General features: G+C 55.6%; 17 protein-coding genes and 1 pseudogene. 9 read left to right on the top strand and 9 right to left on the bottom strand.

Features of this window, described 5'->3' with window-relative positions:
• Positions 1 to 89: 89 nt before the first annotated feature.
• From menA to priA, 6 genes are all read right to left on the bottom strand, one after another.
• Positions 90 to 1,016, bottom strand: coding sequence for a 1,4-dihydroxy-2-naphthoate polyprenyltransferase (gene menA, locus GY169_RS23020; RefSeq protein ID WP_065357287.1), 927 nt, complete (start codon positions 1,014 to 1,016; stop codon positions 90 to 92).
• 69 nt (positions 1,017 to 1,085) lie between these two features.
• Positions 1,086 to 2,420 carry an HslU--HslV peptidase ATPase subunit gene (gene hslU, locus GY169_RS23015; RefSeq protein ID WP_065357286.1) on the bottom strand — a complete coding sequence of 445 codons (1,335 nt, stop codon included), beginning with the start codon at positions 2,418 to 2,420 and terminating at the stop codon, positions 1,086 to 1,088.
• 9 nt (positions 2,421 to 2,429) lie between these two features.
• Positions 2,430 to 2,960 (bottom strand): ATP-dependent protease subunit HslV, encoded by a 531-nt coding sequence (gene hslV, locus GY169_RS23010; protein ID WP_064540381.1) that lies wholly within the window; start codon positions 2,958 to 2,960, stop codon positions 2,430 to 2,432.
• Between the two features lie 89 nt (positions 2,961 to 3,049).
• Positions 3,050 to 4,021, bottom strand: a complete 972-nt coding sequence (gene ftsN / locus GY169_RS23005) for a cell division protein FtsN (protein WP_163447324.1) — start codon at positions 4,019 to 4,021, stop codon at positions 3,050 to 3,052.
• 98 nt (positions 4,022 to 4,119) lie between these two features.
• Positions 4,120 to 5,142, bottom strand: coding sequence for a DNA-binding transcriptional regulator CytR (cytR, locus tag GY169_RS23000; protein WP_163447323.1), 1,023 nt, complete (start codon positions 5,140 to 5,142; stop codon positions 4,120 to 4,122).
• A 150-nt stretch (positions 5,143 to 5,292) separates the two neighbouring features.
• Complete coding sequence (gene priA, locus GY169_RS22995; protein ID WP_163447322.1) at positions 5,293 to 7,488, bottom strand: primosomal protein N'; 2,196 nt, start codon at positions 7,486 to 7,488, stop codon at positions 5,293 to 5,295.
• Between the two features lie 195 nt (positions 7,489 to 7,683).
• Here priA and rpmE point away from each other — a divergent pair, with 195 nt between their 5' ends.
• The 3 genes from rpmE to GY169_RS22980 all read left to right on the top strand — a co-directional run bounded on the left by rpmE (position 7,684) and on the right by GY169_RS22980 (position 10,515).
• Positions 7,684 to 7,896, top strand: a complete 213-nt coding sequence (gene rpmE, locus GY169_RS22990) for a 50S ribosomal protein L31 (protein WP_035892364.1) — start codon at positions 7,684 to 7,686, stop codon at positions 7,894 to 7,896.
• 427 nt (positions 7,897 to 8,323) lie between these two features.
• Positions 8,324 to 9,001, top strand: a complete 678-nt coding sequence (locus GY169_RS22985) for an oligogalacturonate-specific porin KdgM family protein (protein WP_064540370.1) — start codon at positions 8,324 to 8,326, stop codon at positions 8,999 to 9,001.
• An 89-nt stretch (positions 9,002 to 9,090) separates the two neighbouring features.
• Positions 9,091 to 10,515, top strand: a complete 1,425-nt coding sequence (locus tag GY169_RS22980; protein ID WP_167577198.1) for an MFS transporter — start codon at positions 9,091 to 9,093, stop codon at positions 10,513 to 10,515.
• Positions 10,516 to 10,813: 298 nt separating this feature from the next.
• Here GY169_RS22980 and GY169_RS22975 read toward each other — a convergent pair whose 3' ends face one another.
• Positions 10,814 to 11,809, bottom strand: a complete 996-nt coding sequence (locus GY169_RS22975) for a LacI family DNA-binding transcriptional regulator (RefSeq protein ID WP_167577197.1) — start codon at positions 11,807 to 11,809, stop codon at positions 10,814 to 10,816.
• 97 nt (positions 11,810 to 11,906) lie between these two features.
• Between GY169_RS22975 and GY169_RS23685 the strand changes: the two are divergent.
• From GY169_RS23685 to GY169_RS22960, 4 genes and pseudogenes are all read left to right on the top strand, one after another.
• Positions 11,907 to 11,984, top strand: a pseudogene (locus tag GY169_RS23685) (hypothetical protein); the annotation flags it as partial.
• A 57-nt stretch (positions 11,985 to 12,041) separates the two neighbouring features.
• Complete coding sequence (locus GY169_RS22970) at positions 12,042 to 13,283, top strand: MFS transporter (protein WP_167577196.1); 1,242 nt, start codon at positions 12,042 to 12,044, stop codon at positions 13,281 to 13,283.
• A gap of 15 nt (positions 13,284 to 13,298) precedes the next feature.
• Positions 13,299 to 14,735, top strand: a complete 1,437-nt coding sequence (locus GY169_RS22965) for a glycoside hydrolase family 32 protein (protein WP_167577195.1) — start codon at positions 13,299 to 13,301, stop codon at positions 14,733 to 14,735.
• 17 nt (positions 14,736 to 14,752) lie between these two features.
• A complete protein-coding gene (locus GY169_RS22960; RefSeq protein ID WP_167577365.1) occupies positions 14,753 to 15,697 on the top strand; it encodes an aminoimidazole riboside kinase in 945 nt (314 codons plus the stop codon).
• A 58-nt stretch (positions 15,698 to 15,755) separates the two neighbouring features.
• Here the strand turns inward: GY169_RS22960 and metJ are convergent, their stop codons facing one another.
• Positions 15,756 to 16,073 carry a met regulon transcriptional regulator MetJ gene (gene metJ / locus GY169_RS22955; protein WP_012907792.1) on the bottom strand — a complete coding sequence of 106 codons (318 nt, stop codon included), beginning with the start codon at positions 16,071 to 16,073 and terminating at the stop codon, positions 15,756 to 15,758.
• Positions 16,074 to 16,332: 259 nt separating this feature from the next.
• Here metJ and metB point away from each other — a divergent pair, with 259 nt between their 5' ends.
• Positions 16,333 to 17,493, top strand: a complete 1,161-nt coding sequence (gene metB, locus GY169_RS22950; RefSeq protein WP_163448636.1) for a cystathionine gamma-synthase — start codon at positions 16,333 to 16,335, stop codon at positions 17,491 to 17,493.
• Positions 17,494 to 17,495: 2 nt separating this feature from the next.
• Positions 17,496 to 19,928 carry a bifunctional aspartate kinase/homoserine dehydrogenase II gene (locus GY169_RS22945; protein WP_163448635.1) on the top strand — a complete coding sequence of 811 codons (2,433 nt, stop codon included), beginning with the start codon at positions 17,496 to 17,498 and terminating at the stop codon, positions 19,926 to 19,928.
• Here the strand turns inward: GY169_RS22945 and GY169_RS22940 are convergent, their stop codons facing one another.
• Positions 19,929 to 20,309, bottom strand: coding sequence for a carboxymuconolactone decarboxylase family protein (locus GY169_RS22940; RefSeq protein WP_163448642.1), 381 nt, complete (start codon positions 20,307 to 20,309; stop codon positions 19,929 to 19,931).
• Positions 20,310 to 20,372: the final 63 nt, after the last annotated feature.

The raw sequence follows: 20,372 nt of genomic DNA, 5'->3' as shown, positions 1-20,372 counted from the left end.
ATTAACGCTCAGTTGCTGCGAGTGATTTTAGTATATCGCGCTCTACGCATTGTTGGCAAAATCATCAATTGTTAATTGATATTTGTCAGTTAAGCGAACGTCTTGCTGAGCACAATTCCAATGACGAACAGTAGGTTAGTCAGCAGCGCCCCTTTGACCGTCCGTTCCAGCATGGGCGGCATTGCCTGCGGCGAGCGTTCACGCATCACGTAGCGAGCCTGTTTCACCAGCAGCGGAGCGCTGAGGATAAACAGCCAGCCCCACGGGCTGTGCAGGGAAATCAGGTTGAACAGCGCCAGGCACACCAATGTGCCCATCAGCAGGCAAACGTGATAGCGACGGGCGTTGACGGGCCCTAAACGCACTGCCAGCGTGTTTTTGCCGTTGTCGCGGTCGCTGTCGATATCGCGTAGGTTGTTGATATTCAGCACCGCGGTGGCCAGCAGGCCGCAGGCGGTGGCTGGCAGAATAATCGCGCTGCTCAGGCTGTGCGTCTGTAAGTACCAGCTACCGATAACGCTCAACCAGCCGAAGAAGATGAGCACGGAAATATCGCCGAGGCCAATATAGCCATACGGGCGCGTGCCGACGGTATAGGTGATGGCGGCGATAATCGCCAACAGCCCCAGCACCAGGAAACCGATAAAATCACCGGTCGTCTGGGATGCGGTGAACAGCAGGGCCAGACCGGAGACGCAAATCAGCCCGACGGTGATAATCAGCGCGCGCTTCATCTGCTGCTGAGTAATCACCCCTTTTTGCATCCCGCGCAGCGGTCCGATGCGGTCCGGTTTGTCGCTGCCTTTCACCGCGTCGCCGTAGTCGTTAGCGAGATTAGAGAGGATTTGCAGCAGGCTGGCGGTAATCAGCGACAGCACGGCGACGCCCGCGTCAAAGTGGCCCTGCCACCAGGCGAGGGTGGTGCCGACGATAATCGCCGCGCAGGCCAGAGGTAGCGTTTTGGGGCGCAGACTTTCCAGCCAGGCCTGAGTGCGGCTTACAGGTGTATTTGTCATTAGTAATCAGCCAATAAAAATGGGGCCTTTCAGCCCCATCAATTAAAGATGAACATGCAGTGAACGCGATTATAGGATAAAACGGCTCAGATCTTCATCTGCGACTAATGCATCCAGATGTTTACTCACGTATTCCGCATCAATTGTGATGCTCTGGCCATTGAGATCGCTGGCGTCGTAGGAGATATCTTCCATCAGGCGCTCAAGAACGGTATGCAGACGACGCGCACCGATGTTTTCGGTGGTTTCGTTAACCTGCCATGCCGCTTCGGCAATACGCTTGATACCCGACTCGGTGAACTCAATGTTCACGCCTTCGGTGGCCATCAGCGCTTTGTATTGCACGGTGACAGAGGCGTTTGGCTCGGTCAGGATGCGCTCGAAGTCCTGAGTGGTCAGGGCTTTCAGCTCAACGCGGATTGGCAGACGACCCTGCAGCTCCGGAATCAGGTCTGACGGGCTAGCCACCTGGAACGCGCCGGAAGCGATAAACAGAATGTGGTCGGTTTTCACCATCCCGTGCTTGGTGGAGACGGTGCAGCCTTCAACCAGCGGCAGCAGATCGCGCTGAACGCCTTCACGGGACACGTCTGGGCCGGAGGAGTTACCGCCGCGCTTACAGATTTTGTCGATCTCGTCGATAAACACGATGCCGTGCTGCTCAACCGCGTCGATCGCGTCCTGTTTCAGCTCTTCCGGGTTGACCAGTTTCGCCGCTTCTTCTTCAATCAACAGCTTCATCGCATCTTTGATTTTCAGCTTACGCGGTTTCTGCTTCTGGCCGCCCAGGTTCTGGAACATGGACTGCAGCTGGCTGGTCATCTCTTCCATGCCCGGAGGCGCCATGATTTCAACGCCCATCGGCGCCGCGGCGAGATCGATTTCAATCTCTTTGTCGTCCAGCTGGCCTTCGCGTAGCTTCTTGCGGAACGCCTGGCGCGCCGCGGACGGTTCAGATTGCTGTTCAGCCTGGCCCCAGTTGTTTTTGGCCGGCGGGATCAGCACGTCGAGAATACGTTCTTCCGCCATCTCTTCCGCGCGGTAGCGGTTTTTCTCAATCGACTGTACGCGCACCATCTTGATCGCCGAATCGGTCAGATCGCGGATGATGGAGTCAACTTCTTTACCCACATAGCCCACTTCGGTGAACTTGGTGGCTTCAACTTTGATGAACGGCGCGTTGGCGAGTTTGGCCAGACGACGGGCGATTTCGGTTTTACCGACGCCGGTTGGGCCGATCATCAGAATGTTTTTCGGCGTGACTTCGTGACGCAGCTCTTCGTCGAGCTGCATACGACGCCAGCGGTTACGTAAGGCAATCGCGACGGAACGCTTCGCTGCGTCCTGGCCGATAATGTGTTTGTCCAGTTCGCTGACAATTTCGCGTGGGGTCATTTCAGACATGGGAGATCCTTACGCCTTAGACGGTAATTCTTCAATGGTGTGGTTGTGGTTGGTATAGATGCAGATATCACCTGCAATATCCAACGCTTTCACCGCGATATCACGCGCGTTCATGTCGGTATTTTCCAACAGCGCACGGGCCGCGGCCTGGGCGTATGGGCCGCCAGAGCCGATGGCAATCAGGTCGTTTTCTGGCTGAATGACGTCGCCGTTACCGGTGATGATCAGCGAGGCGGTTTCATCAGCCACGGCCAGCAGCGCTTCGAGTTTGCGCAGCATGCGGTCGGTACGCCAGTCTTTCGCCAGTTCGACGGCGGCTTTCACCAGGTGGCCCTGGTGCATTTCCAGTTTACGTTCAAACAGTTCGAACAGCGTGAAGGCGTCCGCAGTACCGCCCGCAAAACCGGCGATCACTTTGTCGTTGTACAGACGGCGAACTTTTTTCACGTTGCCTTTCATGACGGTATTGCCCAGCGTGGCCTGACCATCCCCGGCAATGACGACGTTGCCGTTACGGCGAACACTTACTATTGTTGTCACGAGCAGACCCCTTTACCAATACGGATAGAGTAGCCCCGTACCGCGTACGGGGCAGAATGTAAGTATAGATGGGGGAGTTTTTGGGGGTTTCAACCCCCTGAAGCGAGCCTGATGCAGTTTCCGTGACCCGCCATCTTCAGACGAGCGATGGTGCTGTCGGCGTTATCCTTACCTTTCACCGGGCCGATGACCACGCGGTTCCAGCCGTTGTTGGTGGTGATCTTCGAGTCGAAGCCTTCAAACGCCAGCTGAGCGCGGACCGTTTCCGCCTGTTCGGCACCTTTGAAGGAACCACACTGGACCATCCAGCGGCGTTCATCTTTTTTCTCGCTCGCCTTCGGCGGCGTCGTTTCATGCGTTACCGGTGCAGCGGCCTGGGTTTTTGGCTGTGAAGCCGTGTGGGCCGGTGTTTGCAGCAGATCCTGATACGGCGAGTTCGACGCAACGGCTTTCGGCTGCTGCTGAGTCTGCGTTTGACGTGGCTGCTGTGCCGGCTGCGTGGTACGGGTTTGCGGCGCCTGCACCGGCTGCGTTTGCGTCCACTGCTGCTGCTGTGATTGCTGCTGCGCTTGCTGGGCAAGACGCTGGCGTTGCAGCGTTTGCTGGCGCTGTGCTGGCGTCTGCTCGTTCCACGGCACTTCGGTCAGCTGCGTGGGCTGCTGGCGCATATCCGCCTGCATTTGTGCCAGCAGCTGGCGTTGTTCGTCGGTCAGCTGATTCGGATTGATGACTTCCCCGCCCGCGGACGGTTCCGTTGGCGCACGCACGCCCGGCTGGCGGCTTTCCAGCTCTTTGATGTAGCGCCAGCGTTCTTCCGGCTTCGGCGGCAGGCCGTTACCGGTTATCTGGCGGCTTTGCAGGGATTCGGCGTCTTCTTTTTTATGATGCGTGATGAAGTACAAACCGCCGATAAAAGCGACCACTACCGCAGCAGCAATTGCCACCATGGCAGGAGAGACTGCCGGAAAGTTACTCTGCTTTTTCCGTGTATTCCGTGAAGCGCTGTTCTTGCGCCGCGAAGGTGCCTGCTGGCCGCGGCGTACATAGTCTCGTTGTGCCACTATCGTTTCGCTGTCTTTTTCCGTTAGTTAGCCCGACATGTTACTTAAGCGACGGGGCTTTGACCAGACAAGCAAGTCTTAAAGCGCCCGGCTTTACATCAAATTTTGCTTGTACTGCCGCGAACGATCAGTTCGCAGTCGAGTAGACGGGAACCACTATCAACAAACTGCCCGCTTAGCTGGTTTAGCAGCAGCAGCATGGCTTCACGGCCAATATCAAAACGCGGTTGAGAGACAGTGGTTAACGGTGGGTCGCAGAATTCGGCCAGCGAAATGTTATCGAAGCCGATAATGGACAGATCCTCCGGCACTTTCAGACCCTGGCGTTTGGCCCAGGAGAGCGCGCCCAGCGCCATAATATCGCTGTGACAGAATACGGCGGTTGGCGGTTTCGGCAGCGCCAGTAGCTGTTCCAGCGCGCTGGCACCCGCTTCGTAGGTGAAGTTGCCGCGGGCAATGTAGTGAGGGTCAACGGTAATCCCGCTGCGGCGCAGCGCCTGAACGTATCCCTGCAGGCGATAGTGGCACAGCGGCATCTCTTCCGGCCCGGCGATACAGCCGATACGCTGATGGCCCAGCTCGTGAAGATAGTTAACGGCGTCGAAGGCGGCAGTGAGGTTGTCGATGTGGACCGTTGGCAGGCCCAGCTCCGGCGCGAATTCGTTCGCCATCACCATTGGTGGCAGGTTGCGCTGTTCTTCAATGCTGGCGTCGAACGGTAGACGGGAGCCGAGCAGTAGCATGCCGTCAATCTGTTTGGTGATGATTAAATCGATGAAGGTTTTTTCCTGCTGATTCTGATGCGCGCAGTCGCCAATCAGCACCAGATAACCTTGCGCCGCCGCTGTCACCTCGATCCCGCGGATCACTTCGCTAAAGAAGGGATCGCAGATATCCGGAACAATCACCAGGATGGTGCGCGACTCATTGCGCTTCATATTACGGCCCTGCATTTGCGGAAGATACCCGACCTCCAGCGCCGCCTGCTCCACGCGATTACGCGTTGCCTGCGAAACCTTCTCAGGGTTCATCAATGCACGGGATACGGTTGCCGTAGAGACGTTAGCCTGGAGGGCAACGTCTTTCATGGTTGCGGCAACAACCGGTTTTTTAGCCTTCACCTGATTCTCTCCTCACTGACTGGCGCAGGCACGTCCTTTGTGGCCTGACATCTGACACACTTTTATCAGATAGTTAGGGGGATCTGTTACAGAATTTTCATCAAAAGTGTGATGATTGTTTGATTTCACGATCCCGCTCGCAACTCTGAATTAACCTTCTATCGGGTCAACGTCGAGAACCCACTTCACTTTGCGGGATTCCGGGAGGGTGTTGATGAGCGCCAGCGTGCCGGTGACGATATGTTGCAGACGCACGCGGGAGGGGTGTTGCAGGAGAATCTGCCAGCGATAGCGGCCGCCACGTTTGGGCGCCAGCGCAGGAACCGGGCCGAGCACCCACAGCTTATCGTCCGCCAGCGGGCTGGCCTGTATCAGGTTACGTAACTGCTGCAGGAACACCGGCGCCTGCTGGTTGTTATGATCTTCCGCGCGAATCAGGACATGGCTGGTGTATGGCGGCAGCTGCATCGTCTGGCGTTCGGCCAGCGCCTGTTCGGCGAAGGCGTTGTAGCCTTTATAGAGCAGCGTTTGCAGTAGCGGGTGGTCAGGGTGGTGTGTTTGCAGCACCACTTCGCCCTGTTTGCCCGCGCGTCCGGCGCGGCCAGAGACCTGGGTATACAGCTGGGCGAAGCGTTCCGCCGAACGAAAGTCGGCGGAGAACAGCGCGCCATCGACGTCCAGTAGCGCAACCAGCGTGACGTCAGGGAAATGGTGCCCCTTTGCCAGCATCTGAGTGCCAATCAAAATACGCGCGCCACCGCGGTGCACTTCAGCAAGATGTTGCTCAAGCGCCCCTTTACGGCTGGTGGTGTCGCGGTCGATACGCGACAACGGGACGCCGGGGAACATCGGCGCCAGTACCTGTTCCAGTTGCTCGGTTCCCAGCCCGACCGGAACCAGGTGCGTTGAGCCGCAGGATGGGCACTGGCGCGGGATAGGACGCTGGCTGTCGCAATGGTGGCAACGCAAATGGTGCTGTGACTGGTGTAGCGTGTAGTAGCTGTCGCAGCGCGGGCATTCGGCAATCCAGCCGCAATCATGGCACAGTAACGTTGGCGCAAAACCACGGCGGTTGAGGAACAAAATCACCTGATTATCGGCCTGCAAATGTTGGCGCATGCGGTTGATCAGGGCGGGGGAGAGTCCGGCCTGCAACTGCTGGCCTTTGAGGTCGAGAACGTGCTGAGTCGCTGGGCGCGCGTTGCCCGCGCGGCGAGTTAAGCGCAGTAGACGGTATTTATGCTGGCGGACGTTAAGCAAGGTCTCCAGCGCCGGCGTTGCCGAGCCAAGGATAATGGGAATTTGCTCGCTGTGGGCGCGCCATACGGCGAGGTCGCGGGCATGATAGCGCCAGCCTTCCTGCTGCTTGTACGAGCTATCGTGCTCCTCATCAATGACGATCACGCCGAGATTTTTGAATGGCGTAAAGAGAGAAGAACGGGTGCCGATGACAATCGCCGCCTCGCCGCTTTTCGCCTTCAGCCAGGCGGCCAGCCGCTCGCTGTCGTTGAGCGCCGAGTGCAGGACTTCCACCGGGGCGTTAAACCGCTCGCGAAAGCGGGCGATGGTCTGCGGCGTCAGGCCGATTTCCGGCACCATGACCAGCGCCTGCTTGCCTTTGGCCAGCACGTTTTCCAGTACGCTGAGATACACCTCTGTTTTACCCGAGCCGGTGACGCCTTCCAGCAGCCACGCGGAAAATTCGTCGGAGGCGCTGTGAATAGCGCCAACCGCGGTGGCCTGCTCGGTATTCAAACGTAGGCGTTCGCCGGGGACGGAATAAGCGGAGCGCCAGTCGATAATTTCCGGTGCCAGGCTGCCCAGCTCACACAGCCCTTTGGTGCGCAGCGCCTGCATCGCGCTTTCATTAAATTCCAGCTCTGCCACCTGGTGACGCCAGATTTTTCCCTGACGCAGGGCCGCCAGCGCCTGTTGCTGTTTTGGGGAGCGCTTCAGGCTATTAATATCCACCGCCTGTCCCTGCTCGGTGGCAAACCAGAACCACTGCGGCGCGGCGCTGGCAGGTTTTCCCTGGCGTAGCATAATGGGCAGCGCGTGGAACAGAACGTCGCCAATCGGATGATGGTAGTACTCCGCGGCCCACAGCAGCAGACGCCACACCGAGGTTGAGAAAACCGATTCGTCGTCCAGCACGTCGATCACCGCTTTGAGCTCATCGCGCGGCAGTTCGCTGCTTTCGTTGACCGACACCACAATCCCCACGCGCTCTTGTTTACCAAACGGCACGCGCACGCGGCAGCCCGCTTTGGCGCTGAGGTTGTCAGGCAGCAGGTAGTCGAACGTGCGGGGCAGTGGAACAGGCAGGGCAACGTGAGCAACGGGCATGTTTTCTTCCTGACTTGAAATCTGGCGAGACAGTATACACATTGTAGGGGTGCGGATCAGTTTGCATCTGCTGGTCAAATTCTGTATGATTCGCCGCCTTTGGTGCATTTTGGCATCAGGAAACATACTATCAACATCGCGTGGTGTCTGGCGTTAGGGCTGGAAGAGCGACGCGGCCTTAACCGAGGTTTTCCCATGAAAAAAGATATTCACCCGAAATACGAAGAAATTACTGCAACCTGTTCTTGCGGTAACGTCATGCAGATCCGCTCTACCGTCGGTCACGACCTGAACCTGGACGTGTGCGGTAAATGCCACCCGTTCTATACTGGCAAGCAGCGTGATGTTGCTACCGGTGGCCGTGTTGACCGCTTCAACAAGCGTTTCAGCATCCCAGGCAGCAAGTAAGTTGCCAGGCAGAAAAAAGCGCCTCAGGGCGCTTTTTTTGTGTCCAAAAATCCCCTCCATCCTCTACGAAATGATGTGTCCGGCGATTTTAATTTTCATTCTGAATATATATTTTAAAATAGTAATAAAAATAAATATTGATTCTTGTATGCATTCTTATGCTTACTTTACTCAATATGTATAAAATCCAGTCTATATATTTTAAATGTTTTCTTATTTGTTCTGGTAATGGTTTTTATTGGTGATCTGCATCTCATTTACCTTTAGTTTTTTGCCATTTATTAATCTTTGATGGCAGTAATGAAAAGGTGTTTCTATACATTGCAAAATAGAATTTCAGGGTGACAAAAATACTACTAAACATCCTTTTCTTTGTTTAAAAACAGAGCTAATTGGACATCTTGCTGATATTTTAAGAGTGATTGCAATGAAGAAATACGCATTTTTACTGCTCCCTTTATTATCTTGTGCGGCGCATGCAGGGTACGTGGACTATCGTCATGAGTACTATGATGATGGCCGGAATTACGACCGTGTCTATATGTCGAACCGTTTTGCAACCGGATTTGGTGTCGCGGTAGAAGCGGTGTCACGTTCGGATGACAAAGAGTCCAATCATGCGCTGAACAATATGGAATCTAACAGCGCAGAGTATACGGCTAGCTACCAGTTTGAATGGCAAGGATTTATTTGGCAACCGGGCATTGCCGTTGAGACGGGCGACGATATGGCAATCTATAAGCCTTATATTCGCGTACAGTACAACATCAATGATAACTGGTGGACGGCTTTTCGCTACCGTACCGAGTACGCCCGTCGTAACGGCGATGGGCGCGATGACCGCACCGTCTACCGTCCAGAAGCTTGGCTCGGCTATAACATCGATAACTGGATGTTTGAGCTTAACGGCATTTATAAAGTGGCGGATAGCGAAGATCTCTACAATAACGGCAAAGAGGATTATGAATATAACTTCCGCGTCGCTTATAACATTAACTCCTGGATTCCATTTATTGAAGTTGGCAATGTCTCATCCGGATATAATACCTCCACGACTGACGATCGCCAGACTCGCTACCGTATTGGTTTAGGTTATAACTTCTAATCATTAATATTCTCCAGTTTCGTTTATTGCGGTAAGTATCAGAATATACGTATAGCTTGTGTGAATAATGTGTCTAAGGAATTGACATCATGTCTAATGATGGAACCCGGGTTGGAAGCAATCAAAATATTGCTGTCAGACCTTTCGGATTCAGAGATAAAATCGGTTATTTATGTGGCGACCTGGGAACCTGTTTCATCCTCGGGTTAGTCAATAGTTTCTTAATGATTTATTACACCAACGTCATCGGCGTTTCCGGCGTGATTGTCGGGTCACTCTATTTTGTGACCAAACTTTTTGATGCGTTTGTGGATGTTGGCGTTGGGCGTTTATGTGATACCTCAAAACTGACCGCTCATGGGCGTTTTAACCCTTGGGTACGTCGCATGAAGTATCCGTTCTGCATTATTGCCGTGGTTCTGTTCCTGCCGTTTGTGCATGATTTTTCCTATACGGCAAAAATTATCTATATCTGCTGCTCCTATTTTGTTTACGGTTCTTTGTTATCGACCGTCAGTATTCCTTATGGCGCCATGTCTGCGGCGATTAGTTCTAACCCGGAAGACCGGGTATCGCTGTCAACTTACCGCAGTGTTGGTTCGGCGATTGGCGGCGGGGCCACCGGTTTTTTCATTCCGATCCTGATGTACACCACGCTGGTGGACGGCAGCCAGGTGATTTCCGGGCAACACTTTTTCTGGATTGCCATCGGTTGTGCAGTGCTGGGTTTTATCTTTTTAAGCCTGACCTGTCACTTAACGACGGAACGCGTACGGGTGGAAAGAAAAGAGAGCATGCCCGTTTCTGTACTGCTGAAGGGGCTGGCACGTAATAAGGCGCTGATTGTTTTAGTCGTTGTGGATCTGCTTATTGTGATTAATCAGGGCCTTTCCGGCACCAACATGACTTACCTGTTTAATGACTATTTCCACAATAAAGAGGCGATGTCCATCGCGCTGCTGTTTACCTTTGGTTCGCTGGTTTTGTTAGCGCCATCGGCATCGTGGCTCACCAGGCGGTTCGGTAAAAAAGAGGCCAGTGTCGGTGCGCTGCTTTTTGCGGTCGTCATGTATGTGCTGATGTACTTCATTCACATTACGGACGCGAAAATCTATCTGATTTTCCTGTTCCTGGCGACGTTGGGCGCGGGCTTGTTCAACCTGATGATTTGGGCGTTTATGACCGACGTATGCGACTATCACCAGTATGTAACCGGCGATCGCGAAGATGGCACTGTGTATGGTGTGAACTTCTTTGCCCGTAAGATTGGCCAGGCATGCGCCGGGGCTATTGGCGGGTTTATGCTGGCGATTATTGGCTATCAGTCTTCATCGACGGGCGGCGCCGTGCAAACCAGCATCGTGCAGGAAAATATCTACACAATGGCGAACCTTCTGCCAGCTTTATGCTTGTTCCTGGCGGCAGTCATTTTGATTTATTTCTATCCGCTTAACCGTAAAGAAACGCTGAAAATGGAAGAGACATTGAACAAATTCAATGGGATAAGTAAGTAATCTGCGTATGTGAAACGAAAGGCGAGGGAGCAATCTCTCGCCTTTCGTTTATCTGAAGTCAGTCAAACAAGATTTTTTGTGATGAGCGTCACAAAAATATTGCACGGCCAGCCGGATAAGCTTATTATTTGCCCATCAAACGACCACAAAATTACTATGGGTAAAGGTGTGACTATGCTGACTGCAATCAAAAACGTTTTTGTTTCCTACCTGATCTCAATGTCTGAGCTACATCCTGAAGTGACTCGCTTCTAATTCGCTGAAAAAATTCCAAAAAAACCGCCTGACGGCGGTTTTTTTATATCGATTCTCCGGGTAACCACGGGCTGGCGACGCGGACCGTCTCGCGATGTTTGTCGCCATTGATGATATGCAGCGCGCTGAGTCGGCCAATCTCGTAGTGCGGTAACTGCACCGTCGACAGTGGCGGCAGGAACAGATCGCCAATGCCCACCATATTGTCGTAACCCAATACCGCGACGTCCTGCGGGATCTTTAGCCCTTGCACCAGCAGCGTCTGGTAAACCATAAACGCGATGCGATCGTTACCGCAAATTACCGAATCAAACTGGGGTTTACCCTGCTTGATATGCGCCAGTACTCTGGCTGGCATATCGCGGTAGTGCGCATCGCCGTACTCCATGTAGTAATGCGTCAGCGTATCAGCGTTAATACCCGCTTCGTGGCAGGCGCGCTCCAGCCCCTGTCGGCGGCGTACGGTGGCCAGATGATTTTCCGGCAGATGCAGGCACAGCGGGCGGGTATACCCTGCCGCCAGCAGCCCCTTCACCGCTTCATATTGCCCTTGTTCATCGTCCGGAATAAAGCTGGCGACCGGATCGTTCAGGCTTTCACAGTTTGCCAGCACGCACGGCAGAGTGAGCAGCTTGGCGGGAACGGGCACCTGACGTAGGCCCATGGTGGTGTAAATAATACCGCCGGGACGGTGTGAGAGTAACAGGTCGACAATCGCCTCCGGGCTATCGTCAGAAAACATATTCACCACGAAACTGTTCCAGCCGTGTGCGCGCGCAGTCTCTTCAATCGACAGCGTGATCTCGACCGAGAAGGGCGTGGTGACCGTATCCAATGCCAGTACGCCGATAGTTTTCGGCGTATCGTGCGCGCCACGAATACGTTTAGCGGAGAGATCGGGGACATAGTTCGTTTGGGCAATAGCGGATTGTACGCGAGCCAGCGTTTCCGGTTTGAGCCGCTCCGGGCTGTTCAGGGCGCGGGAAACCGTCATCAGGGAGACGTTCGCCAGCTTCGCTACATCTTTTAAAGATGCCATATTTCAGACTCCACGATTGCAACAGAACCACTAACTTACTGATGTAAAAGGATAGCGCGTTATTCTAGCGTACTCTACTTCCCCGTTATGGCAGGAAATAGTTGATCATGATCTTATTTTTATAATGTTAACGTTAACTTTTGTGATTAACATCGGATATCGCAGCAAAATGACATGAGAATTGCTTTTTGTTAACGTTACCATTATGGCGTTAACCCACGATGAGATTGCTATGATGAAAGAACATCACTCCAGCAGTTACTTGTTACTTAGCGCCTTGCTGTTTTTCTTTTTTGTCACCTGGTCCTCTTCAGGTTCGCTGCTCTCTATCTGGCTGCACCAGGAGGTGGGGCTACAGCCTGGCGATACGGGTATTATTTTCTCCGTTCTGTCGGTTTCCGCGCTGTTTGCGCAGATCTGTTACGGTTTTATTCAGGACAAGTTAGGCCTTCGCAAACACCTACTCTGGTATATCACCGTACTGCTCATTCTCTCCGGCCCGGCATATTTGCTCTTTGGCTACCTTCTGAAAATCAACATCTTGATTGGCAGCCTTTTTGGCGGCCTCTACATTGGGCTGACCTTTAACGGCGGGATCGGCGTACTGGAGTCTTACACTGAGCGCGTGGCGCGCCAGACGCATTTCGAGTTTGGCAAAGCGCGGATGTGGGGGTCGCTGGGATGGGCCGTCGCCACCTTCTTTGCCGGATTGCTATTTAACATCAACCCACAGCTTAACTTTGCGGTGGCAAGCTGCTCGGGGCTGGTTTTTTTCTTCCTGCTGGTTCGTCTATCAGTACCGGGTGATACGCAGGCGCTTTCAACAGAGGGCGAGAAGAGCAACATCAAGCTGGAAGATGCCCTGCGTCTGCTGACGCTGCCGCGCTTCTGGGCACTGGTGTTTTTTGTTGTCGGCACCTGTATCTACAGCGTCTACGATCAGCAGTTCCCGGTCTACTTCTCCTCACAGTTCCCGACGCTGCAGGAAGGGAATGCGATGTATGGCTATCTGAACTCGTTCCAGGTCTTCCTTGAAGCGGCAGGAATGTTCTGCGCGCCGTGGCTGGTTAATCGTATTGGCGCGAAAAACGGGCTGATTTTTGCAGGGATGATCATGGCCTTGCGCATGGTGTCTTCCGGGCTGGTTGAGGGGCCGTTGCTGATCTCCATCACCAAGTTGCTGCACGGCGTTGAGCTGCCGGTACTGCTGGTCTCCATCTTCAAATACAACAGCGCCAACTTTGATAAGCGCCTCTCCTCAACGCTGTACCTGGTCGGGTTTGCTTGCACCAGCTCGGTTATCGCCACCGTACTGTCACCGCTTGCGGGCTATAGCTATGAAAAATATGGCTTTGCCGAATCCTACCTGTTTATGGGAGCGCTGGTGTTCTGCACCACCTTCATTTCCATCTTCCTATTACGTGCCAGCAAACCGGCTTCCGAGCCGCTGCTGACACAATCTTCTGCTGTCTGAACAAGAGTGAAGAATATGACATTTTCAATTGCCCATGCTGAACAGGAACTCCAGAAACGCAGCGCCACGCTGAATCCGCGCTGGTATCCGCGCTATCACCTTGCCGCGCGCGCCGGGTGGATGAATGACCCTAACGGACTGGTGTGGTTTGACGGCTGGTACCATGCGTTTTATCAGCATCATCCCTACTCAACCCAGTGGGGGCCAATGCACTGGGGGCATGCGCGGAGTAAAGACCTGGTGCACTGGGAGCATCTGCCGGTGGCGCTGGCGCCGGAAGGCCCGGAAGATAAGGACGGCTGTTTCTCCGGCTCTGCGGTGGTAGATGGCGACACGCTGGCGCTGATCTACACCGGGCATAAGTTTCATGGCGATCCGGGCAGTGACGATAATCTCTACCAGGTGCAGTGCCTGGCGACCAGCCGCGACGGGATTCATTTTGAACGTCAGGGACAGATTATTGATACTCCCGCCGGGTTGCATCACTTCCGTGATCCGAAAGTCTGGCGTGAAGGCGATACCTGGTACCTGATTGTCGGTTCGCGCGTTGGCGATACCGGGCAGGTGCGCCTGTACAGCTCCGCCGATCTGCGTCAGTGGCAAGAAGAGGGCGTGTTGGCCGAAGCGCAGGAAGGCATGGGCTATATGTGGGAGTGTCCGGACTTCTTCACGCTCAACGGGAAGCGGATACTGATGTTTTCACCGCAGGGGCTGGCGGCGGAAGGTTATCGCAACCGCAATCTGTTCCAGAGCGGCTATCTGATTGGCGACTGGCAGCAGGGGCAGCCGTTTTCGACCGATGGCGAATTCATTGAGCTGGACCACGGGCACGATTTTTATGCCCCACAAAGCTTCCTGACGCCGGATGGCCGCCGCATCGTGATCGGCTGGCTGGATATGTGGGAATCGCCGATGCCGGAACAGCAGGACGGCTGGGCGGGGATGCTCTCTCTGCCACGCGAAATTCGTCTCGGCGCAGATAACCGCCTGCAGATGGTACCCGCCGAAGAGGTGGCGACGCTGCGCGGCAGCTATTACCCGCTGCTGGCGCAGCAGTTGCACAATCAACGTTCACACATCGTGGATGACGCTGAGGCGATTGAGCTGGAACTGGTGTGGTCGATGAAAAGCGCGACGGCGGAAAGCTACGGCCTCGCGTTAGGCGATGGCCTGCGGATCGCTGTTGATACTCAGGCGCAGCGATTGACGCTGGAGCGCCGCTATCCGCAATTCGCGCTGGAAGGGACGCGCAGCATCGCGTTACCGGCGGGCGATCGTCTGTCGCTGCGGATATTTATCGATCGTTCCTCCGTGGAAGTTTTCGTGAATGACGGTGAGGCCTGCTTAAGTAGCCGCATTTATCCGCTGGAAGGGCAACGTGAACTGGCGCTGTTCGCCAGCAACGGGCGAGCCACGCTGCACAGCGGCGGCTATTGGCCCCTGGATAAATAACCGGAGGAAGAAGCATGATGAATATCTGGGCGCTAGGCGATGCGGTGGCCGATCTGCTTCCCATTGGCGACAGGCGCTATGAAGCCTGCCCCGGCGGCGCGCCGGTAAACGTCGCGGCGGGGGCCGCGCGATTAGGTTGCCGCAGCGGTTTTATTGGGCGGGTGGGTGACGATCCTTTCGGCCATCTTTTGCAGCAGACGCTGCGGGAGTATGGCGTCAACACGCAGGCAATGGAGCTGGATGACCAGCACCGCACCAGCACGGTGGTGGTGTCGCTCGGTAAAGGCGGCGAGCGGGATTTCACCTTCCTGGTGAATCCCTCCGCCGATCAGTTCTTGTCGGCGCAGGCGCTCCCTGAGTTTGGCGCGGATATCCTGCACTTTTGCTCGCTGGCGCTGGTGGCGCCGGCCTGCCGCGATACACTGGTGCAGGCGATTGTGGGTATTAAACAGCAGCATGGCCTGCTGAGTTTTGACGTCAATCTGCGTGAGCAAATGTGGCCCGACTCCGAAAGCATGCTGGAAACCGTGCGCCACTTTGCCCGTCAGGCCGATATCCTGAAGCTCTCGGAAGAGGAGTGGTACTGGTTAACCCAGTCCCAGAGCTTTGCCGAAGCCATTACTGGGCTGGAGGCCTATCCGGCGACGCTCAAAGTGGTGACTTACGGCGCGCAGGGGGCGATGGTTTTGTACCAGGGGAACGTTGTGCACTTCAGCGGTTATGTCGTTGAGAGTGTGGATACGACGGGGGCGGGCGATGCGTTTATGGCGGGCTTGCTCGCCAGCCTTGCACAGCAAGGGATGCCTGACGATATCACGCAGTTACATCGCGCGATGGCGCAAGCCAGCGCCTGTGGCGCACTGGCGACCACGCAGAAAGGGGCGCTTTCGGCGATTCCCGACCGCGAGGCGGTGGCGCAGTTTATTGCCGCGCGACCATGGCCGGAGTACGAGGTGAAGTAACGCTCGCTGACAATAAAAAAGCCGGGAAACATTAACGTTTCCCGGCTTCTTCAGCGAATCAATATTCCCACGTCTCCGGGTCAATTCCCAGCTCACGCATAATTTCTTTCGCCGCTTCCGGAATTTCATCGCTGCGCTCTTTCCGCAGGTCTTCATCGTTAGGTAACGGTTGACCGGTAAAAGCATGCAGGAACGCTTCACACAGCAGTTCGCTGTTGGTGGCGTGACGCAGGTTGTTCACCTGACGACGCGTGCGTTCATCGGTGAGGATCTTCAACACCTTCAGAGGAATGGAAACCGTAATTTTTTTTACTTGCTCACTCTTCTTACCGTGCTCAGCGTATGGGCTGATATATTCGCCGCTCCATTCAGCCATGAGATACCTTTAATCCTCTAGTCATTAGTTAACAGGCCGGTTCACGGCCGTAATCGCGCGTAGTGTACCGTAGTGGCCTTGCGCTGACACGCGCTTCGCCTTCGCAGATGTGCGCTAATGCATATAATTTTAACGGCTATTTGCCAATAGCTCAATCTATACGCAAAGAGGTTTAGATGTCTAGATGTATTGACGGCTATGGTAACAATGTTTACTCTGGGGTCTGACTTTTCACAGACCTTGCCAGGAACGAATCCTCATGACCCGTAAACAGGCCACCATCGCAGTGCGTAGCGGATTAAATGACGACGAGCAGTATGGTTGTGTTGTCCCGCCGATTCATCTTTCCAGTACCTATAACTTTACCGGTTTTAACGAACCGCGCGCGCATGACTACTCGCGTCGCGGCAACCCGACGCGTGACGTCGTGCAGCGCGCGCTGGCTGAACTGGAAGGCGGCGCGGGCGCCGTGATGACCAATACGGGCATGTCGGCGATTCACCTGGTGACCACCGTCTTCCTGAAACCTGGCGATCTGCTGGTGGCGCCGCACGACTGCTACGGCGGCAGCTACCGCCTGTTTGATAGCCTGGCAAAACGCGGCTGCTATCGCGTGCTGTTTGTCGATCAGGGCAATGATGAAGCCTTAAAAGCGGCGCTGGCGGAAAAACCGAAGCTGGTGCTGGTCGAAAGCCCGAGCAACCCGCTGCTGCGCGTGGTCGATATTGCGAAAATCTGCCAGCTGGCACGTGAGGCCGGTGCGGTGAGCGTGGTGGATAACACCTTCTTAAGCCCGGCGCTGCAAAACCCGCTGGCGCTTGGCGCCGATCTGGTACTGCACTCCTGCACCAAATACCTCAACGGCCATTCCGACGTGGTGGCGGGCGTGGTGATTGCTAAAGATCCGGATACCGTCACAGAACTGGCATGGTGGGCGAATAATATCGGCGTCACCGGCAGCGCGTTCGACAGCTACCTGTTGCTGCGCGGCCTGCGTACGCTCTCTCCACGTATGGAAGTGGCGCAGCGTAACGCGTATGCGATTGTCGACTTCCTGAAAACCCAACCGCTGGTGAAAAAGCTGTATCATCCTTCTCTGCCGGAAAACCAGGGCCACGAAATTGCCGCCCGCCAGCAGAAAGGGTTTGGCGCGATGCTCAGCTTCGAGCTAAACGGCGACGAGCAAACGCTGCGCCGCTTCCTGAGCGGGCTGTCGTTGTTCACCCTGGCGGAATCGCTGGGCGGGGTAGAGAGCCTGATCTCGCATGCGGCTACCATGACCCATGCGGGCATGGCGCCGGAAGCGCGCGCCGCTGCGGGGATTTCTGAGACGCTATTACGCATCTCAACCGGTATTGAAGATAGCGAAGACTTAATTGCCGATCTGGAAAATGGATTCCGGATCGCAGCACAGGGGTAAATATGAGTGTGATTGCGCAGGCAGGGGCGAAAGAGCGTCAGCTGCATAAATTTGGTGGGAGTAGTCTGGCGGATGTGAAGTGTTACCTGCGTGTTGCCGGCATTATGGCGGAGTACTCTCAGCCAGGCGATATGATGGTGGTTTCCGCCGCCGGTAGCACCACCAACCAGCTGATCAACTGGCTGAAGCTCAGTCAGACCGATCGCCTCTCTGCGCATCAGGTTCAGCAGACGCTGCGCCGCTATCAGTCCGATCTGATTAGCGGCCTGCTGCCCGCCGAGATTGCCGATGGCATGATTGCCGACTTTATTCATGACCTGGAGCGGTTAGCCGGGCTGCTGGATAACGGCGTCAACGACGCGGTGTACGCGGAAGTGGTCGGCCACGGTGAACTGTGGTCGGCGCGCCTGATGGCGGAAGTCCTCAAGCTGCAAGGTCTGGACGCTGCCTGGCTCGATGCCCGCGCGTTCCTGCGTGCCGAACGTAGCGCGCAGCCGCAGGTGGATGAAGGATTGTCATACCCTCTGTTACAACAGCTGATGGCGCAGCATCCGGGTAAACGTCTGGTGGTGACCGGTTTTATCAGCCGTAATAACGCGGGTGAAACCGTACTGTTGGGGCGTAACGGTTCCGACTATTCCGCCACCCAGATTGGCGCGCTGGCGGGTGTTTCCCGCGTTACCATCTGGAGCGACGTGGCGGGCGTGTACAGCGCCGATCCGCGTAAAGTGAAAGATGCTTGTCTGCTGCCGCTGCTGCGTCTGGATGAAGCCAGTGAACTTGCGCGTCTGGCCGCTCCGGTGCTGCACGCGCGTACTTTACAGCCGGTTTCCGGCAGCGATATCGATCTGCAATTGCGCTGTAGCTACACGCCGGATCAAGGGTCCACGCGCATCGAACGCGTGCTGGCTTCCGGTACCGGCGCGCGGATTGTCACCAGTCATGATGATGTCTGTTTAATCGAATTCCGCGTTCCGGCTAGCCAGGACTTTAAGCTGGCGCATAAGGAGATCGACCAGATACTCAAACGCGCGCAGATTCGTCCGCTGGCGGTTGGCGTGCACGCGGATCATCGTCTGCTGCAGTTCTGCTATACCTCGGAAGTGGTTGATAGCGCGCTGAAAATTCTCGATGAAGCGGGTCTGCCGGGCGAGCTACGCCTGCGACAGGGGCTGGCGCTGGTGGCGATGGTTGGTGCGGGCGTCACCCGCAACCCGCTGCACTGCCACCGTTTCTGGCAACAGCTTAAGGGGCAGCCGGTCGAATTTACCTGGCAGTCGGAAGAGGGCATCAGCCTGGTCGCCGTACTGCGTGCTGGCCCGACGGAAAGCCTGATTCAGGGGCTGCACCAGTCGATTTTCCGCGCCGAAAAACGCATTGGCCTGGTGCTGTTCGGCAAAGGGAATATCGGTTCCCGCTGGCTGGAACTGTTTGCCCGTGAGCAGACGACGCTATCGGCGCGAACCGGTTTTGAATTTGTGCTGGCAGGCGTGGTGGATAGCCGCCGCAGCCTGCTGAGCTATGAAGGGCTGGACGCCAGCCGCGCGCTGGCTTTCTTTGACGATGAAGCCGTTGAGCAGGACGAAGAGTCGCTGTTCCTGTGGATGCGCGCCCATCCATATGACGACCTGGTGGTACTGGATGTCACCGCCAGCGAACAGCTGGCCGATCAGTATCTCGATTTTGCCAGCCACGGTTTCCACGTGATCAGCGCCAACAAACTGGCCGGGGCCAGCAGCAGCGATAAATATCGCCAGATTCACGACGCGTTTGAAAAAACCGGCCGTCACTGGCTGTATAACGCCACCGTAGGCGCGGGTCTGCCGGTTAATCATACCGTGCGCGACCTGATTGAAAGCGGCGACAGCATTCTGGCGATCAGCGGCATCTTCTCCGGCACGCTCTCCTGGCTGTTCCTGCAGTTTGATGGCACTGTGCCGTTTACCGACCTTGTCGATCAGGCCTGGCAGCAGGGGCTGACCGAGCCGGATCCGCGTGTCGACCTCTCCGGTAAGGATGTGATGCGTAAGCTGGTGATTCTGGCGCGTGAGGCGGGCTATGACATTGAGCCGGACCAGGTTCGCGTGGAATCGTTGGTGCCGGCGCACTGTGAAGAAGGCTCAATCGACCATTTCTTTGAGAACGGCGATGAGCTGAACGAGCAGATGTTGCAGCGTCTGGAAGCCGCTCAGGAAATGGGGCTGGTGCTGCGTTATGTGGCGCGTTTCGACGCCAACGGCAAAGCGCGCGTCGGCGTGGAAGCGGTGCGTCAGGAACATCCGCTGGCCTCGCTGCTACCGTGTGATAACGTCTTTGCCATTGAAAGCCGCTGGTATCGCGATAACCCGCTGGTGATTCGTGGGCCGGGCGCCGGCCGCGACGTGACCGCCGGGGCCATTCAGTCGGATATTAATCGTCTGGCGCAGTTGCTGTAACTAGCGTTTGCCGTTCGCCGCAAAAACCTCTTTTGCGGCGAACAGGCCGTTGAGCGCCGCCGGGAATCCCGCATAAACCGCCATCTGCATAATCACTTCAATAATCTCTTCCTGAGTTAAGCCAACGTGCAGCGCCGCGGCGATGTGCACTTTGAGCTGCGGCGCGGCGTTACCCATGGCGGTCAGCGCGGCGACGGTGGCAATTTCCCGGCTGCGCAGGTCCAGCCCCGGGCGCGCATAAATATCGCCAAACGGGAACTCAAGCAGATAGCGGGCGAAGTCCGGTGCGATATCCTTCAGGCTATTCACGACGGCCTCTCCCCCTTTTCCATCAACCTGTTGCAGCATTTTCTGACCGGTTATATAGCGTTCTGAATCCATCATCATCACCTCGTTTGTTAGCGTATGGCGAGAGGATAGAGCGCGCAGAATCATTTGGATAAT

The organism is Kluyvera genomosp. 3 (genome assembly GCF_011765685.1).
In the GTDB taxonomy this organism is placed as follows: domain Bacteria; phylum Pseudomonadota; class Gammaproteobacteria; order Enterobacterales; family Enterobacteriaceae; genus Kluyvera; species Kluyvera georgiana_A.
This window is presented reverse-complemented; position numbering and strand designations above follow the sequence as displayed.

Coding starts and splice junctions, on each gene's coding strand:
- menA (WP_065357287.1), bottom strand. CDS start 1,016: ATGACAAATACACCTGTAAGCCGCACTCAGGCCTGGCTGGAAAGTCTG.
- hslU (WP_065357286.1), bottom strand. CDS start 2,420: ATGTCTGAAATGACCCCACGCGAAATTGTCAGCGAACTGGACAAACAC.
- priA (WP_163447322.1), bottom strand. CDS start 7,488: ATGCCCGTTGCTCACGTTGCCCTGCCTGTTCCACTGCCCCGCACGTTC.
- rpmE (WP_035892364.1), top strand. CDS start 7,684: ATGAAAAAAGATATTCACCCGAAATACGAAGAAATTACTGCAACCTGT.
- GY169_RS22985 (WP_064540370.1), top strand. CDS start 8,324: ATGAAGAAATACGCATTTTTACTGCTCCCTTTATTATCTTGTGCGGCG.
- GY169_RS22980 (WP_167577198.1), top strand. CDS start 9,091: ATGTCTAATGATGGAACCCGGGTTGGAAGCAATCAAAATATTGCTGTC.
- GY169_RS22975 (WP_167577197.1), bottom strand. CDS start 11,809: ATGGCATCTTTAAAAGATGTAGCGAAGCTGGCGAACGTCTCCCTGATG.
- GY169_RS22970 (WP_167577196.1), top strand. CDS start 12,042: ATGATGAAAGAACATCACTCCAGCAGTTACTTGTTACTTAGCGCCTTG.
- GY169_RS22965 (WP_167577195.1), top strand. CDS start 13,299: ATGACATTTTCAATTGCCCATGCTGAACAGGAACTCCAGAAACGCAGC.
- GY169_RS22960 (WP_167577365.1), top strand. CDS start 14,753: ATGAATATCTGGGCGCTAGGCGATGCGGTGGCCGATCTGCTTCCCATT.
- metJ (WP_012907792.1), bottom strand. CDS start 16,073: ATGGCTGAATGGAGCGGCGAATATATCAGCCCATACGCTGAGCACGGT.
- metB (WP_163448636.1), top strand. CDS start 16,333: ATGACCCGTAAACAGGCCACCATCGCAGTGCGTAGCGGATTAAATGAC.
- GY169_RS22945 (WP_163448635.1), top strand. CDS start 17,496: ATGAGTGTGATTGCGCAGGCAGGGGCGAAAGAGCGTCAGCTGCATAAA.
- GY169_RS22940 (WP_163448642.1), bottom strand. CDS start 20,309: ATGGATTCAGAACGCTATATAACCGGTCAGAAAATGCTGCAACAGGTT.